16 protein-coding genes are annotated in these 16,149 nt (G+C 73.8%); 8 read left to right on the forward strand and 8 right to left on the reverse strand.

The window, feature by feature from the left end:
• Positions 1-35 precede the first annotated feature (35 nt).
• Positions 36-2,315 carry a BTAD domain-containing putative transcriptional regulator gene (locus tag ACIBSW_RS26285; RefSeq protein WP_354717990.1) on the reverse strand — a complete coding sequence of 760 codons (2,280 nt, stop codon included), beginning with the start codon at positions 2,313-2,315 and terminating at the stop codon, positions 36-38.
• A gap of 218 nt (positions 2,316-2,533) precedes the next feature.
• On the opposite strand from ACIBSW_RS26285, the gene ACIBSW_RS26290 reads away from it, so the two are divergent.
• From ACIBSW_RS26290 to ACIBSW_RS26300, 3 genes are all read left to right on the forward strand, one after another.
• Positions 2,534-2,857, forward strand: coding sequence for a hypothetical protein (locus tag ACIBSW_RS26290; RefSeq protein WP_354717988.1), 324 nt, complete (start codon positions 2,534-2,536; stop codon positions 2,855-2,857).
• A gap of 82 nt (positions 2,858-2,939) precedes the next feature.
• Entirely contained in the window at positions 2,940-3,563 is a 624-nt protein-coding gene (locus tag ACIBSW_RS26295; RefSeq protein WP_354717986.1) for a response regulator transcription factor, read from the forward strand.
• A 51-nt stretch (positions 3,564-3,614) separates the two neighbouring features.
• Positions 3,615-4,220 carry a TetR/AcrR family transcriptional regulator gene (locus ACIBSW_RS26300; RefSeq protein WP_354717984.1) on the forward strand — a complete coding sequence of 202 codons (606 nt, stop codon included), beginning with the start codon at positions 3,615-3,617 and terminating at the stop codon, positions 4,218-4,220.
• A gap of 6 nt (positions 4,221-4,226) precedes the next feature.
• On the opposite strand, the gene ACIBSW_RS26305 is transcribed toward ACIBSW_RS26300, so the two are convergent.
• The 7 genes from ACIBSW_RS26305 to pseB are packed head-to-tail and all read right to left on the reverse strand — an operon-like array spanning position 4,227 to position 11,429.
• Entirely contained in the window at positions 4,227-5,270 is a 1,044-nt protein-coding gene (locus tag ACIBSW_RS26305) for a S66 peptidase family protein (protein WP_354717982.1), read from the reverse strand.
• Between the two features lie 45 nt (positions 5,271-5,315).
• Positions 5,316-6,344: a PseG/SpsG family protein gene (locus tag ACIBSW_RS26310; RefSeq protein WP_404799481.1), complete on the reverse strand. Its 1,029-nt coding sequence runs from the start codon at positions 6,342-6,344 to the stop codon at positions 5,316-5,318.
• Positions 6,345-6,346: 2 nt separating this feature from the next.
• Complete coding sequence (locus ACIBSW_RS26315) at positions 6,347-7,081, reverse strand: cytidylyltransferase domain-containing protein (protein ID WP_354717978.1); 735 nt, start codon at positions 7,079-7,081, stop codon at positions 6,347-6,349.
• Positions 7,082-7,086: 5 nt separating this feature from the next.
• On the reverse strand, positions 7,087-8,520 hold the full coding sequence (locus ACIBSW_RS26320) for a hypothetical protein (protein ID WP_354717976.1): 1,434 nt from the start codon (positions 8,518-8,520) through the stop codon (positions 7,087-7,089).
• Positions 8,517-9,326 (reverse strand): hypothetical protein, encoded by an 810-nt coding sequence (locus ACIBSW_RS26325; protein WP_354717974.1) that lies wholly within the window; start codon positions 9,324-9,326, stop codon positions 8,517-8,519. Before ACIBSW_RS26325 ends, ACIBSW_RS26320 begins: the two co-directional genes overlap by 4 nt.
• A gap of 4 nt (positions 9,327-9,330) precedes the next feature.
• Positions 9,331-10,455, reverse strand: a complete 1,125-nt coding sequence (locus tag ACIBSW_RS26330; protein WP_354717973.1) for a DegT/DnrJ/EryC1/StrS family aminotransferase — start codon at positions 10,453-10,455, stop codon at positions 9,331-9,333.
• Positions 10,455-11,429, reverse strand: coding sequence for a UDP-N-acetylglucosamine 4,6-dehydratase (inverting) (pseB, locus tag ACIBSW_RS26335; RefSeq protein WP_184999292.1), 975 nt, complete (start codon positions 11,427-11,429; stop codon positions 10,455-10,457). Before pseB ends, ACIBSW_RS26330 begins: the two co-directional genes overlap by 1 nt.
• Before the next feature lie 192 nt (positions 11,430-11,621).
• Between pseB and ACIBSW_RS26340 the strand changes: the two genes are divergently transcribed.
• From ACIBSW_RS26340 to ACIBSW_RS26360, 5 genes are read left to right on the forward strand one after another with little or no spacing between them, the layout of a single operon-like run.
• On the forward strand, positions 11,622-11,867 hold the full coding sequence (locus ACIBSW_RS26340; protein ID WP_354717971.1) for an acyl carrier protein: 246 nt from the start codon (positions 11,622-11,624) through the stop codon (positions 11,865-11,867).
• Positions 11,860-12,597 carry an SDR family oxidoreductase gene (locus tag ACIBSW_RS26345; protein ID WP_354717969.1) on the forward strand — a complete coding sequence of 246 codons (738 nt, stop codon included), beginning with the start codon at positions 11,860-11,862 and terminating at the stop codon, positions 12,595-12,597. Before ACIBSW_RS26340 ends, ACIBSW_RS26345 begins: the two co-directional genes overlap by 8 nt.
• Positions 12,594-13,925 carry an AMP-binding protein gene (locus ACIBSW_RS26350; protein ID WP_354717967.1) on the forward strand — a complete coding sequence of 444 codons (1,332 nt, stop codon included), beginning with the start codon at positions 12,594-12,596 and terminating at the stop codon, positions 13,923-13,925. The genes ACIBSW_RS26345 and ACIBSW_RS26350 overlap by 4 nt, the downstream gene beginning before the upstream one ends.
• Positions 13,922-14,962: an acyl-protein synthetase gene (locus ACIBSW_RS26355; protein ID WP_354717965.1), complete on the forward strand. Its 1,041-nt coding sequence runs from the start codon at positions 13,922-13,924 to the stop codon at positions 14,960-14,962. The genes ACIBSW_RS26350 and ACIBSW_RS26355 overlap by 4 nt, the downstream gene beginning before the upstream one ends.
• A complete protein-coding gene (locus tag ACIBSW_RS26360; RefSeq protein ID WP_354717963.1) occupies positions 14,959-16,143 on the forward strand; it encodes an acyl-CoA reductase in 1,185 nt (394 codons plus the stop codon). The genes ACIBSW_RS26355 and ACIBSW_RS26360 overlap by 4 nt, the downstream gene beginning before the upstream one ends.
• Positions 16,144-16,149 lie beyond the last annotated feature (6 nt).

Raw genomic sequence — 16,149 nt, forward strand, 5'->3', positions numbered from 1 at the left:
TCGGAGATTTCATGCAGGTGGAGACCGTACGGCCGTCAGCCGATAACGGAAATCGGGTCGGCGCCGGCAGTCCGGCGGGCGGCCGGCCGGCCGGGGTCCAGCCGGGTGAGCAGAGTACGGAAGCGCCCGAGCCAGGGCTCCGGTGCCCGGCGGGCGCCGAGCACGAGGCGGGCCACGTCGGCGGCGGCCGCGTGGTCGCCCCGGCGGTCGTGCGTCACGGCGACGATCCAGCGCATCTCCGCCTCGAGGGCCGGGTCGGTGGCCCGGGCGGCCACCCAGCCCGCCTCGGCCGCCGCGCCGCGCCCTTCGAGGAACAGCAGCCGGGCCAGCCACGCGGTCAGCTCGATGCGGGTGTCGTGGTCCAGGGTGTACTGCACGTGGGCCCGCTGCAACACCGCGAGCGTCGGCTTCGGCGCGCGGGCCCACAACCGCTCGACGTTACCGGCCAGCCACCGGCCGGCCCAGGTGCCCAGCGGGGCCGGCCCGGCCAGCAGCTGCGCGACCACCCGTTCCGGCGCGCCGCCCGCGGCGGCGACCCTCTCCGCGAACGAGCGGTGCAGCATGAGGCGCAGCGCCGTCGGGGTGCCCTCGTGCAGGACGCGGGCGACGATCCGGTGCCGGAACACCAGCCGAGGGCCGGCGCCGAGCACGCCCGCGGCGCGGGCGGGCGCCAGCGCCCGCTGGATCTCGTCCTCCGGCCGGCCGGTCACGGCGGCCACCTCGGGCACCGTGCACCCGACGTAACGGCCCGAGTCGGCGCCCAGGAACGCGACGGCCCGCAGGATCTGCCGGGTCTCCTCCGCGAACGGGGCGAGGTGTGCGGTGACCGCGGCCGCCAGCTCGGCGGGCGGCGGGTCGCCGGGCTCGCGCCGCACGCCGGCCGTTGCCGCGAGATGCCGCAGGTAGCAGGGGTTGCCGCCGGCGTCGGCGAGGAGCCGCCGCAGGACCCGCGGCTGCGGCGGACCGGCGGCCGTCCGCCAGACCAGCGCGGCCGCGTCGGCCGGTGCCAGTCCCGGCAGCACCACCTCGCCCGGGTGCAGGGAACGCAGCTCGTCCAGCCGCCGGTCGCCCGCGGCCGGCCGGCCGGCGCCGACGAGCAGCAGCGGCAGCTCGCCGGTGAGCGCGTGCAGCGCCGTCCAGGCCCGCAGCGTGGCGTCGTCCGCCAGCTCCAGGTCGTCGATGACCAGGGCGAGCGGGCCCTCCGCGGCGGCACGCCGGACCGCCGCGACGGCGCGGTCCACAATGTCCGGTTCGGGGCCGGCGAGCGCGCCGCCGGCCGTCGCCGACTCGACGCACTCGAGCAGCGCGCCCAGCGGCGTCCGCCGGGCCAGCTCGTCGCCGACGGCCCAGCCGATCCGGCAGCCGGGCCGCGCCGCGTCGCGCAGCGCCGCGGCCAGCAGGGCCGACTTACCCATGCCGGGCGGGCCCGTGATCCAGACGCAGCCGCCCCGGCCCGCGGCCGCCTCGGCGACCGCGTCGCGCAGCAGCCGCAGCTCGGCCGTCCGGCCGACGAACACGGCGGCCGGCGCCGGTCCGGCGCCGCCGCGGTCGCCGCCCAGCACCCGGCCGTGCACGGCGCGCAGCGCCGCGCCGGGCTCGGTGCCCGTCTCGTCCCGCAGCAGGTCCCGCAGCCGGTCGTAGACCTCGAGCGCCTCGGCCCGGCGGCCGCCCGCGTGCAGGGCGGACATCAACACGGCGTGCAGGTTCTCCTGCAACGGGTACGCCGCCACGAGCATCCGCAACGTGCTGATCGCCTCGTCGTGCCGGCCGAGCTCGACCAGGAGCGTGGCGCGCCGCTCCGCGGTGGCCAGCCGCAGCTCGGTGAGGCGCAGGCGCTGCGCCTCCGCGTACGGGCCGGGGACGCCGGTCAGTGCCTCGCCCCGCCACAGGGCCATGGCCGACTCCAGCTCGGCCAGCTCGGCGCGCTGGTCGCCGGCGGCGCGGTGCCGGCGGCTCCGCTCGCGCAGCGCCTCGAAGCGGTGCACGTCGACGGCCGGACCCGGCACGTGCAGGCGGTAGCCGCCCGCGCCGGAGGTGAGGATGCGCCCGGCGGCCCAGCGGTCGCGGTCGGGGTCCAGCGCCCGGCGCAGCGCGGAGACGTAGGTGTACACATTGCCGGTTGCGCTCGCCGGCGGATCGTCGCCCCAGACCGCGGCGACCAGCTGCTCGCGGGAGACCACCTGGTCGGCGTGCAGGGCGAGCACGCTGAACACGGCCGTGCACCGGGCCGGCCCCAGCGGGAGTTCGGCCCCGTCCCGCCAGGCGCGTACGGGACCGAGCAGGCGGAGGTCCAGGCCCTCGTGCTCTGCCGCCATCGCCGTCCCCAACGTCAGATGCCTGCGTGCTGTCGCGCCGCGCGAACCACCATAGCGCCGCATCGACACCCGTGTGCGTGGCGCTGGACAGATTCCCGCGCGGGCAGAGTCCGCCGGAGCCCGGGGCATCGCCGCGCGCACACCCTTCCGCGCCCGCCGCCTCTCTGATGGACTCGCAGCCGTGCCGGGCGCTCGCCCGGTGCGCGGAGGAGGGGTCGATGAGCGGGGACTTCGCCGGTGACCTCTTCCTGACCCTGGCGGCCGAGGGCCGCCTGGTGCTCGACCCGGGCAGCGCCGACGAGGTGGTGGCCGGGCTGGAACGCACCCTCGCCCTGGTCCGGTCCCGGCTCCGGATCAAACGGATCTGGGAGCAGCTGCCGATACAGCGCCTGGACGAGCTGCCCGCCGAGCTGAGGCAGGACGTCGTCGACGCGGTCTTCGTCGACCAGCTGACGCCGGGCCGGCTCGAGCGGGCCGCCGTCGAGTTGCCGAAGTACATCGAGGCGCTGCGCAGCGCCGGTCGGCTGCCGCCGCCCGGCTGAAGGTGGCGTGAAGATTTTCTGAAGATCGCTTACGGAGACTGGTTCGGCCGCAACGAGGCCGCAACGACAACCGGAGGCAGCCGTGGAACAGGTGCGAGTGGCCCTGCAGGCGTCGGACCCGCTCGTACAGGCGGGCCTCGCCAGCTACCTTCAGTCGCGGCCGGAACTGACGCTGCTGCGCCCCGCCGACCGCGCGCAGGCCAAGGTCATGGTCGTCTGCGCCGAGCGGCTGAGCGCCGAGGTCATCGCCCTGCTGCGCCGCTGCGCGGCCGAGGTCGGCGCGCCGGTAGTGCTCATCACCAACGAGATCACCGAGACCGAGCTGCTCACCGCCGTCGAGTGCCGGGTGGTCGCGATCCTGCCCCGGCACGCCGTGACCGCCGACCGCCTCGCGCACAGCGTGCTCGCCGCGGCGACCGGCGGCGGCGTCATGCCGCCGAACCTGGTCGGCGAGCTGCTCAAGCACATCGAGCGCCTCCAGCGCGACGTGCTCACCCCGCACGGGCTGAACACCTCGGGCCTGACGCCGCGCGAGATCGACGTGCTGCGGCTGATGGCGGACGGCCTCGACACCAGCGAGATCGCGGGAGAGCTCAGCTACTCCGAGCGCACCGTGAAGAACGTGATCTACGGCGTGACCCACCGGCTGAAGCTGCGCAATCGTTCCCACGCGGTCGCGTACGCGTTGCGCTCCGGCATGATCTGATCGCTCGCCGTTAGTGGTTCTCACCTAGCGCCAGGGTTGTAACGTTGCCGCATGACGGCAGGGGGGATCAGAGACCGGTTCCGCGCGCAGATGCGCCAGGAGGTCAAGGACGCGGCGCTGCGGCAGCTCGCGGAGGGCGGCCCGCAGGCGCTGTCCATCAACGCGATCGCCAAGGAACTGGGCGTCTCCGGACCCGCGCTCTACCGCTACTTCGCCGGCCGCGACGAGCTGCTCACCGAGCTCATCCTGGACGCGTACGCCGATCTCACCAGCGCGGTCTCGGCCGCACCGCGCCGGATGCCGGACCTGGCGGGCGCGTACCGGGCCTGGGCGATCGCCAACCCGCACCGCTACCGGCTGCTCTTCGGCGCGCCGCTGCCCGGCTGGAACGCGCACGACGAGCGCCTGGTCGCCGCGGCGCGGGAGGCGATCGACGTGCTGTTCGCCTTCGTCGGTCCCGGGCGAGAGCCGGAGCCGCCGCTCGCCGAGGCGCTGCGCGCCTGGGCCGGCGGGGTCGACCCGGCGGTGGCGCTGCACGCGGTCACGGCGTGGAGCCGGCTGCACGGCTTCGTCAGCCTGGAGATCGAGGGCAACTTCCTCTCGATGGGGCTCGACCCCGGCCCGTTCTTCGCGGCCGAGGTCGAGGCGCTCAAGTAGCGGACCTCAGTAGTGCGCGGTGATCCGCCGCGCGGGGCCGTCGACCGTGATCCGCCCGCCGTACGGCAGCACCCACTGCGGGTCGGTGTGCCCGAAGTCCACCCCGAAGACGACCATCGCGCCGGGGTTGTAGTCCGCCAGCGCCCGCAGCACGGCGGCGCGCTGCTCCTCGCGGTAGCCGACCCGCTCCGCCATCGGCTTCGGGTTGTTGAAGACGGTGCCCTTGGCGGTGCCGACCAGGATCGCCGGGAACTGCTCGAGCAGCCCGCGCTCGCCGAAGTTGCGCAGCATTCGGTACACCTCTTGGCCCGGTGGCATCTCCTCGGAGGTCTCCATCAGCAGCACGCACCCGGCGTAGTCCTCGACCGGGCGGACCCAGCGGCCGGCGGCCAGCGTCCAGTGCAGAATCTCGAGGCAGCCGCCCCAGGTCGGCGCGGAGACCACACGGTCGGCCTGGTGCCACACCCGCCCGGGGTGCTCGTACGGCGTGGCCGACCGGGTGAGCGACGCCGGGTCGGTCCACGGGACCTCCTCGTCGCTGAACCGCTCGACCGGGCGGATCTCGACGTCGCCGCCGGTGAAGAGCGCGGCGCGCAGGGACTCGGCGGCGATCGGCTGTATGCCGGCGCCGCGGGCGATGTGCATCATCGTGGACATGCCGTGATAGCCGGCGACGCCGTGTGACCAGAGCCAGTTCAGCAAGTTGGTGTTGTCGGAGAAGCCGAAGAACGGCTTGGGATCGGCGAGGAACGGCTTCGGGTCGAGGTGCCGCAGCACGGTGATCTGGTCGTCGCCGCCGATGGTGGCGAGGACGGCCCGGATCGACGGGTCGGCGTAGGCGGCCATGAGGTCCTCCGCGCGCTCCCGCGCCGACGAATGCCGCCGGGTGCTGGGGAACTCGACCGGCTCCAGCTGGAAGTCCCGCCGCAGGCGGAGCAGGGACTGCTCGTGCAGCTCGGGGAAGAGCGCGGGCGCGGCGAAGGCGGGCGACATGACGGCGATCCGGTCGCCGGGGGAGAGCTTCGGTGGGTCGGAGAACGTCGGGCGCATGGGGACATCCTGCGGTGGTGATCGCGGACGGCGCCACGCAATTGCCTAAGGCCCCTGCAGGAGGGCGTCCGCGACCCGGGCGGTGCCGCGTCCGTCGACGGCTGCCCAGGCGCGCGCGGCCAGCGCCGCTCGCTCGGCCGGGCTTACCAGGAGCTTGCGCAGTGTGTCGACGGCCGCGGCCGACTCGATCGGCGACGAGGTCAGCGCCGGCAGGTGCCCCAGGCCGGCCGCGAGGCCGCGTGCCGTCGTTCGGCCGTACCCGATGATCTGGTTTTCGACGACCCAGAGCAGGGCGGCGGGCAGGCCGAGGCAGAGCAGCTCCCAGGTCGAGGTGCCGCTGGCGCTGATCGCCAGGTGGGCGCCGGCGAGCAGCTTGGGCAGGTCGTCAGTCGGCGCGATCACCTCGATCCGCTGCCCGGGCCCCGGCTCCAGCGCGAGCAGCTCGCGGCGCAGGCCGTCGTCGGCGGCGACGATCGTCGCCGCGCAGGCGGCGCCGGTCCGGATCAGCAGCCGGGCCGCGACCGGCGCCGCCCGGTAGGCGTCGGTCGCGCCGAAGAACGCAACCACCTCGGGGGTACGCGGGGAGCCGGCGGCCGGCGCGGTGGCCGGGCGAAGATCGCGGACCGCCCGCCGCAGCAGCGCGTAGTCGAGCCCCGCCAGCCGGACCGCGCCGGGTGACAGCGGTGGATGCTGGAGCTCGGCGTCGAGGTTCTGGTCCACATAGATGTCCGCGTCCTGGCCGCGCGGATCACCGTCGACGATCGCGACCACGACCCGCCCGCTCGCCCGGACCGCGCGCGACTGCTCCGGCGGCAGCTCGTACGAGTCGACGATCAGCGCGTCCAGGCCGAGCCGTTCGGCCGCCGCGAGCAGCCCGACGGTGTCGTAGGGCGCCGGATGCCACGGCAGGCCCCGGGCGGTCAGCTGCTGTTCCGCCCACGGCAGCCCGCCCAGGTCGCTGAGGAAGTGCACGGCGGCGCCGCGCGCGGTCAGCTCCTCGGCGAGCGCGACGCAGCGCACCAGGTGGCCGGCGCCGGTGCGCGGGCCGGCGTCGCAGCGGATACCCACGGTGATCGTCACGCCTGCGCGAGCTCCTTCTGGCGTACGTGCGCGTTGAGCACTGTCAGCTCGGGGCGGCCGGCGAGCCAGCCGGCCAGGGTGCGCACCGGCACCGGGCGGTCGCCGAAGTGCGCGACGATCGCCTCGATGAGCCGCCAGTCGTCCTCGGTGTCGAGGGTGAGCCGCAGGTGGGACAGGTCCGGCTGCAGCGTCAGGCCGAGCACGTTGTACTCGTCCGGGTGCGAGTAGACGTACGAGGTCACGTGCGTGCGGTGGTGCTCGGTGGCGAGCTTGTCGATCTCGCGCAGCACCTCGGTGCGGACGATCTCGACGTCGAGCCCGCGAGGCAGCGTGCGCGCTATCGAGGTGCTCAGGTAGTCGAGCGACGGGGTGGCGGCGAAGACGCCGGTGGCCAGCATGATCAGCTCGGGGTCGAGCAGCGGGCAGTCGGCGGTGAAGCGCAGCACCGCGTCGTAGTCGTCCGGGCCGGCGTCGAGCACGCCGAGGAAGCGGCCGAGCACGTCGTCGACCGGGCCGCGGTGCACGCCGACGCCGATCGCCTCGCACTCGGCGACCACCGGGTCGTCGACCTCCTCGGTGGTGGTGGCGACGACCAGGTCGTCGAGCACGCCGCTGTCGCGGGCGGCGGCGACCACCCGGCACAGGACGGTACGGCCGCCGAGCCGGCGCAGCACCTTGCCGGGCAGCCGGGAGGAGCCCATCCGGGCCTGGACGATGCCGAGTGTTCGCATGGGATTCAGTCCTTGAAGAGGGGTGAGGTGCGGCGTACTGCCCTTACGGCCCGGCGGGCGGCCCGGGCGCCGAGCTTGGTGATGCGGTAGCCGACCTTGCCGGCGAACGCGTCGATCTGCAGGCGCGCGCGGCGCAGCTCGGCGTCGCGGTAGATCAGCTCCGTCTCGACGTAGGCGACGCGGGCGGCGGCGTCGGCGAGCTGCTCCTCCAGCCGTCGCACCTGTTCCTCGTGCTCGCGCAGCGAGTGCGGTGCGGGCGGCGCGTCGTCGGCGTCGGGCACGGTGCCGGCGAGACCGGCCGCGGCCAGCAGGATCGTGGTCAGCGACGGCACGTCGGCCGCGGCGGGCCACGGCTGCGCGTAGCCGCCGGCCAGCAGCGTGTGCGCGAACCGGCGCAGCACGCCGCCGGGCTCGCCGGTGGCGCGGGCCGGGTCGAGCACGGTGTAGGTGTCGCCGTCGACGAGCACGTTGTCGAATCCGGCCGTCGGCTCGCTCGCGACCCAGCCGGCCAGCAGCCGCCGGATCGCGGGCAGGTCGTGGCGCAGGCACGCGCCGATGAGCAGCTCCTCGAGGACCCGGCCGGCGGGCAGGTCGGCGGCCGGCCCGCCGCCGGACAGCACCGGCGGGACGAGCACGCCGAGCTCGGTGCCGCGGAATGCCAGGGCCAGCCAGCCGGGTGCGAACTCGGCGCCGACACCGGCCCGGATCGCCGCCGCGGTGAGCCGCCTCGGGTCGCTGAGCACCGGCGTGCCGGCGAAGGCCGCGGCGACCGACGCGGCGGCGGCCGCGCTGAGCGCACCGGACGGTCCGTCCCGCAGCGCCGCCGGGGTCGCGGCGAACGTGGGCGCGGCCGGCAGCGGCCAGGCGGCGCCGAGCCAGCCGACGGTCAGGCCCTCCGCGGCCAGCCGCGCCTCCAGCCGCGCCGGGCTGCCGGGCTTCGCGCCGAACTCGCCCTCGGGGCGCCAAGCGTCGGTGGTGTGCGCGAACGTGACCGTCGCCCGGTCGACGAGGCGGTGCACGCCGAGCTCGTTCTCGACCGCCAGCAGCAGCGCGCCGCCGGGGCGCAGGACGCGGTGCAGCGCCCGTACGCTCTCCGCCCAGTCGTACTGCGGGCCCTCGACCGAGCACAGCCGCTCGACGCCGTCGAGCGCCACCACCGCGTCGTACCGCTCGGCGCCGGTGAGCTTGGCGAGGCTGCCGCAGAGCACCGTCGCGCCGCAGTCGGCCAGGGCGGCGGCGTCGGGCTGGGACCGGACCAGGCAGGTGACCTCGGCGAACCCGGTCAGCGCACCGATCAGGGCGGGCGCGTGCGGCCCGGCGAGCAGGATCCGGCCGCCGAGCGGCCGCAGCAGCCCGATCAGGTACGCCGCCAGCTCGCCGCCGACCGGCTCCCGGTCCGTGAAGTCGGCCATCTCGCCGCCGATGAGCTGGTAGTTCATGCGGCGGCCCAGCCGAGGACGGCGCGCAGCTCGGCGGGCGAGGCCAGGTCGTCCGCGCCGAGCTCGGACAGCGCGGACGCGGTGGCGTCGGCCGGGTCCGGGTGCCGGCCGTGCAGCTCCGGCCACTGGCGGCGGATCCGCTCTGCGGTCAATCGCACCTCGCCGTCGAGGTGCATCGGGTCGCCGTACACGGCGGGCTCGCAGCCGACGGCGGCGCCGTAGAGGACGGCGCTGCTGAGCCTGTTCGACGCCACCCGGCGGTGTGCGCGCAGCTCCGCGAGCTGGTTGTGCAGGAACCGGGTGTCGGTGTCGAGCCAGCGCAGCCCGCGGTAGCCGTGGCAGACGACCCGGCCGGCCCGCTCGTAGCGGCGCCGGATCCGGTTGTTGTTGAACTCGTGCCAGTACAGGCAGAACGTGACCGGGCCGTCCTCGGTCTCCAGGATCTCGTCGATCAGCCGCTGGTGGTCGCCGGCGACGTGCTGGCCCTCCCAGCCGTGGAACGGGTACCAGATCGTGCCCGCGCGCGGCACACCCCGCTCAGCCGGCCGGGTAGCGAGCAGGTACAGCCAGGGCGCGCCGATCACGGTCGCGTACCGGCGGCCCATCGACCAGGCGCGCCGGCGGGTCTGCTCCGACCAGACGAAGATCGGCCGCCCGGACACGTACGGCGTGCCCGCGCCGAGCCCGTCCACCACATTCCAGCCGTGCTGCACGTACCCGTCGATCCGGGGCGGATGTTCCGGGTCGAGACCGCAGTACCCGGCGAGGACGTGCGCGTGGCCGTAGAAGTGGTTGGCATGGTGCACAGGTTCAGCTCTCCAGAATGGTGCGCAGGGTGTCGACGACCCGGTCCTGGTCCGAGTCGGTGAGGTCGAAGAAGAGCGGCAGCGACAGCTGCTCGGCGTAGAAGCGCTCGGCGACCGGGCACATGCCGCGGGCGTACCCGAGGTCCTCGAAGACCGGATGCCAGTACGCGGGCACGTAGTTGACCTGCACGCCGATCCCGGCCGCGCGCATCCGGTCGTAGACCTCGCGGCGGCGGCCGTCCTCGATCCGTACCGGATAGAGGTGGCGCATCGGGTCGGCCCACGCCCGCCGGACCGGCAGCCGCAGGCCCGGCACCCCCGCGAGCAGGGCGTCGTATCGCTCCGCGAGGGCCGTCCGGCGGGCCTTGAACGCGGCCAGCCGGCGCAGCTGGGAGCTGCCCAGCGCGCAGAGCACGTCCGGCAGCCGGTAGTTGAGGCCGAACTCCGGCACCTCCTGGTGCCAGCCGCCCTCGTCCGGGTGGCGCAGCCGGGCCGGGTCCCGGACCAGGCCGACGGTCCGGAAGGCGCGCGCCCGCTCCAGCAGCCCGGGCTCGGTGGCGGCGACCGCGCCGCCCTCGCCGGTGGTCAGGTTCTTCGTCGGGAAGAAGGAGAACGTGGTCAGGTCGGCGAGGGTGCCGACCGGCCGCCCGTGGTACGTCGACCCGATGGCGTGCGCGGCGTCGGCGATGAGCACCGCGCCGGCGTTGTCGGCCACCTTGCGCAGCTGGTCGTACTCGGCCGGGTGCCCGGCGTAGTCGACCGCGGTGACGGCCCTGGTCCGCGGCGTCACCGCGGCCTCGGCCGCCGCCGGGTCCAGGTTGGCGGTGTCCTCCTCGACGTCGGCGAAGACCACCGTCGCGCCCAGCATGGCGGCGGTCGACGCGGTCGCCACGAACGTCATCGGCGTGGTGACGACCTCGTCGCCGATCCCGATCCGCGCTGCCGCGTACGCCGTGTGCAGCGCGGCGGTGCCGTTGATGACCGCGACGCAGGGTGCCCCGGCGACGTGCTCGAGCTCGCGCTCGAAGTCGCCGACCCGCGGCCCGGTGGTGAGCCAGTCGCTGCGCAGGGCCGCCGCCACCGCCTCGACGTCGGCGTCGGTGACGCTCTGGCGCCCGTACGGCAGCATCACTTCTCCTCGAGCAGGGCGCTCATCTCGTCGACCTCGAGCCACAGGTCGTTGTTGTCCGACCGGTAGTTGAAGCCGTCCGCGACCCGCTCGCCGCCCGGCGGCGTCTGGTAGCCCCAGCTCGCGACGACCGGCTGCACCACGTAGCGGTCCGGGAAGCGCAGCGTGCGGCGGCTGTCGTCGGCGGCGATCATCTCCTCGTGCAGCTTCTCGCCCGGCCGCATGCCCATCTCGTGCGTCGGCGCGTCCGGCGCGACGGCCTCGACCAGGTCGAGGATGCGCATGCTCGGGATGCGCGGCACGAACAGCTCGCCGCCCTGCATCACGTCGAACGAGTCGACGACGAACCGCACCGCCGCGTCGAGGGTGATCCAGAAGCGGGTCATCCGCTTGTCGGTGATCGGCAGGCTGCGGCCCTCGGCGTTCAGTCGGCGGAACAGCGGCACGACCGAGCCCCGGCTGCCCATCACGTTGCCGTAGCGCACGACGGCGAACCGGGTCGGGTGGGTGGCGGCGTAGTGGTTGCCCGCGATGAACAGCTTGTCGGCGACCAGCTTGGTGGCGCCGTACAGGTTGATCGGGCTGGACGCCTTGTCGGTGGAGAGCGCGACGACCCGCTGGACGCCGGCGTTGATCGCGGCGTCGATGACGTTCTGCGAGCCGTTGATGTTCGTCGCCACGTACTCCGACGGGTTGTACTCGGCGGTGTCGACCTGCTTGAGGGCGGCGGCGTGCACGACGTGGTCGACGCCGTGCATGGCGCGCGCGAGGCGCTCGCGGTCGCGTATGTCGCCGATGAAGAAGCGCAGCCGCGGGTCGTCGCCGAACATCTGCCGGACCTCGTACTGCTTCAGCTCGTCGCGGGAGAACACGACGATGCGCTGCGGGTCCAGGTTTGCCAGCGCGTGACCCAGGAAGGCCTTGCCGAACGAACCGGTCGCACCGGTGACCAGGATCGACGATCCACTCAACACACTCATTAATTGCTCCCGGGGATGACGCGGGCATTGACTCGAGGCGGAAGCATAACTGCGCGGGAAGTCATTTCCAGGCGCTGATTCAGATGCCAGACGCAATTCACGCCGAGTTCAGCTTCGATTTGTCGCGGCGTTGCGACCGCTGAGGGAAGGTGGGTTCCTTCGCCCATCCGCCCTTGGAGTAAATCAGTGATTGAGCTGCAGAGACTGCGTGAAGCGTTCCGGACGTCGCTGGATCTGCCGCCGGGCTCGCCTGTGGACGATCTGCACTACCAGGACAATGAGAAGTGGGACTCGCTGGCGCACATGTCGCTGGTCGCGTCGATCGAAGATGAATTCTCGGTAATGATCGACACCGACGATGTGATCAATATGTCCAGCTTCGGCGAGGCAATGCGAATTCTCGGTAAATACGGGGTGGACTTCAATGAGTGAACGGGTTGCTCTCGTCACGGGAGCCTCCCGCGGTATCGGCCTGGCCGTCGCCCGCCGGCTCGCCGAACAGGGCACCGATCTCGTCGTGCACGGCCACCGGGCCGAGGCCGTCGGCGACGCCGCGGCCGAGCTCGCCGCCAAGTACGGCGTACGGGTGGTCGCCGCGCACGGCGACATCGCGGACCCGGAGACCAGCCGGGTGCTGATGCGGGTCGCGTTCGAGAACTTCCGGCGCCTCGACGCGCTGGTGATCAACGCCGGCACCCACGCGGCCGGCATGCTCGGCCTGACCGACGACGCCACCGTGCGGCGGCTGTTCGAGGTCAACGCGGTCGGCGCGGCGTACACCCTGCAGGGTGCCGTGCGGCTGCTCGGCCGCGGGAGATCCCCCGCGGTCGTGCTGGTGTCGTCGATCACCGGCACCGAGGGCGTGGCCGGTCAGGCGATCTACGCCGCGTCCAAGGCCGCGATCCTCGGCCTGGCCCGTTCCGCGGCCAAGGAGCTCGGGCCGCGCGGCATCCGGGTCAACGCCGTCGCGCCCGGCTTCATCGCCACCGACATGCTCGGCACGCTCGACGACCGCGGCCGCGAACAGCGCATCGCGAACACCGCGCTCGGCCGCCTCGGCGAGGCCGACGAGGTGGCCGACGTGATCGACTTTCTGCTCTCCGACCAGGCCCGGTTCGTCACCGGCCAAGTGCTCGGGGTCGACGGGGGACTCACGCTGTGAACCTGCTCGATCCACAGGCCCGCGTGGTCGAGGCGGCGACCGGCCGGGTCCTGGACCCGGAGCTGGTCGCCGCGGCGGCCGCCCGGTTCGCGGGCCTGCCGCCCGGCGTCGTCTTCGCGCTGACGCCGACCGACATCGACTCGGTCGCGCTCTACCTCGGCGCGTTCGCCGCCCGCCGCCCGATCGCGGTGCTCGACCCCGACCTGGCGGGCGACGTCCTGCTCGCCCTCGTCGAGCGCTTCGCGCCGGCGCTGGTCACCGGCGCGGCCGACGCCCCGCCGGACGGGTATGCGGCGCTGGACGGCTGGTGGGTCCGCGCCGAACCCGCCGTCGAACCGCACCCCGACCTGGGGCTGCTGCTCGCCACGAGCGGGTCGACGGGCAACCCGAAGCTGGTCCGGCTCTCCCGGGCGGCGGTGCTGGCCAACGCGGAGGCGATCGGGGAGAGCCTCGGCATCACCTCCGCCGACGTCGCGCCGACCACGTTGCCGCTCTTCTACACCTACGGCCTGTCGGTGCTCAACAGCCACCTGCTGCGCGGCGCGACAGTGGTCCTCGAGCGCGGCGGCATCATGCGGCGCGAGTTCTGGTCGGCCGTCGGCACCTACGGCGTCACGACCCTGGCCGCCGTGCCCTACCAGTACGAGATGCTGCGCCGGCTGCGCTTCGACCCGGCTAAGTACCCGACGCTGCGCACCCTCACCCAGGCCGGCGGCCGGCTGCGCGTCGAGCTGGTGGAGGACTTCGCGGCGCGGATGGCCGCCGTCGGCGGCCGGCTCTTCGTCATGTACGGCCAGACCGAGGCGACCGCGCGGATGGCCGTCCTGCCGCCCGACCGGCTCGCCGGCAAGCTCGGCTCCGCCGGCCTGCCGATACCCGGCGGCTCCTTCTCGATCGCGGACGGCGAGGTCGTCTACACCGGACCCAACGTCATGATGGGGTACGCGGAGAGCGCCGCCGACCTGGCCCGCGGCGACGACCTGTGCGGCGTGCTGCGCACCGGCGACCTGGGCCGGCTCGACGACGAGGGCTTCCTGTACCTCACCGGGCGGCTCAAGCGGATCGGCAAGGTCTTCGGCGTCCGGGTCAACCTCGACGACATCGAGCGGACGCTGGCCGCGCACGGGGCGGTCGCGGCCGTCGCGGGCGACGACCGGCTGCACGTGTTCGTCGAGGGTGCCGACGCCGAGGCGGCCCGCACGGTCCGCGGCGAGCTGGCGAGGTTCCTCGACACCCACTTCACCGGCCTGGACGTGCGCGGGATCTCCAGCCTGCCGCTGTTGCCCACCGGCAAGATCGACTACCGGTCCTTGGAGGCGCTGGTATGAGTACCTCCTTCACCCGTTCACAGCCGGAGCGGGATTCGCTGCTGCTCAAGGAGCTCTCCGAGCTGGTCGAGCACCACCGGGCCCGCTGCGCTCCCTACGACCGCATCCTCGCCGCCTCGGGCTATCGCGGCGCCGACGCGGTCGCGGACCTGCCCTGGCTACCGGTGCGGCTCTTCAAGAACCTCGAGCTGAAGAGCATCGCCGACGACGAGGTCTTCAAGGTGCTGACCTCGAGCGGCACCACCGGCGACGTCAGCCGCATCTACCTGGACAAGGCCGCGGCCGCGACGCAGACCCGCCAGCTCGGCGCGACGCTGCAGGCGGTGCTCGGACCCAAGCGCCTGCCGATGCTGCTCGTCGACACGCTGGCGCTGCTCCGCGACCGGCGCTCGTTCAGTGCCCGCGGCGCGGGGGTGCTCGGCATGGCCACCTTCGGCCGCGACCACGCCTGGGCCCTGGACGCCGACGGCGTGCCCGACCTGGCGGCGCTGCGCAGCTTCCTGGACGCGCACGGCGACGCGCCGTTCCTCATCTTCGGCTTCACCTACCTGGTCTGGCTGCACCTCTACGAGGTCGCCCGCGACAACGGGCTCGACCTGAGCAACGGCATCCTGATCCACTCGGGCGGCTGGAAGAAGCTGGTCGACCGGGCGGTCTCCCCGGAGGAGTTCCGCCGCCGGCTGGCCCGCGACACCGGCCTGGTGCACAGCCACAACTTCTACGGCATGGTCGAGCAGATCGGCACGATCTTCCTGGAGGGGCCGTCGGGCGGCTCGCTCTACTGCCCGGACTTCGCCGACGTGATCATCCGGGATCCGCGGACCTGGCGGGAGCAGCCGGTCGGCGAGCCCGGGCTGATCGAGGTGGTGAGCACGTTGCCCACCTCGTACCCCGGCCACGTGCTGCTCACCGAGGACCTCGGCGTCGTGCACGGCGTCGACGACGGCGACTGGCCCGGCAAGCGCTTCAGTGTGCTCGGCCGGCTGCCGCGCGCCGAGGCCCGCGGCTGCTCCGACACCTACCGGGAGGCGGCGTGAGATTTAGGTTCGGAGACCCCGGCGAGCTCACGGCGCCCTCGCCGGACCGGCTGACGGTCGGCGACCCGCGGGTCGTCGACTTCCTGTCCCGCTTCGCGCGCCGGCTGCTCGCGCCCGCCGTCGCCCGGCGCCACCCCGAGCTCGGCTCGCTCGGCTACTTCCTGCGGCCGGCCGAGCTGACCCGGGCCGCGGCCCGGCTGGAGCGGCCGGACGCGCTGGTCTTCCCGCGCGGCAACGTCTTCCACCTGCCGCCGGCCAATGTGGACACCATCTTCGTGTACTCGTGGGCGCTGTCCGCGCTGGCCGGAAACCACAACGTGGTGCGCATCTCGTCCCGCTCGGCCGGGGCCGCGGAGACCGTGCTGGAGACGCTCAACGCGACACTGGAGGACGCCGACCCGGTGATCGGCCGCACCCAGCGGATGGTCACCTACGGCCGGGACGACGCGACCACCGCGGCGCTCAGCGAGTGGTGCGACCTGCGGGTGATCTGGGGCGGCGACGAGGCCGTGCGGGCGATCCGCCGGCACCCGTTGCGCCCGTCGGCCCGCGACCTGACGTTCCCCGACCGGACCTCCTGGGCCGCGCTGTCGGTGCCCGGCTGGCGGGCGGCGGACCCGGCCGCGCGGCGGGCGGCGGCGGCGGGCTTCGCGAACGACTCGTACTGGTTCGACCAGGCCGCCTGCTCCTCGCCGCGCGCCGTGTTCCTGGTCGGCGGCGACCCGGACGGCGTCGCGGAGGAGTTCCTCGCGCTGGTCGGCGAGGTCGTCGCGCAGCGGGGCTGGAACGTCGACGCGGCCATGGCGGTCGAGAAGCGGATCAACGCGTACGGGCTGGCCGCCGCCGGCGCGGTCACGTCGATGAGCTTCCCGCGCAACGAGGTGACCGCGATGTCCCTGTCCGGCACCGACGCCGCGCCGCGCCGCTGGATCGGCGCCGGTGCGTTCCCGTTCGCGGCGGTCGCCTCGCTCGAGGACCTGCTGCCCGCGATGAACCGGCAGGACCAGACGTTCAGCCACTTCGGCTTCACGCCGGCCGAGCTGCGGGCGTTCGCCGTCGCGCTGGGTGGCCGCGGCGTCGACCGGATAGTGCCGTTCGGATCCGCGCTCACCTTCAGCGCGATCTGGGACGGCTTCGACCTTCCGCGGGAGTTCACGCGGCTGACCACGCTCGACGCATAGGGGCTG

This window comes from Actinoplanes sp. NPDC049668 (assembly GCF_044465445.1).
Classification (GTDB): Bacteria; Actinomycetota; Actinomycetes; order Mycobacteriales; family Micromonosporaceae; genus Actinoplanes.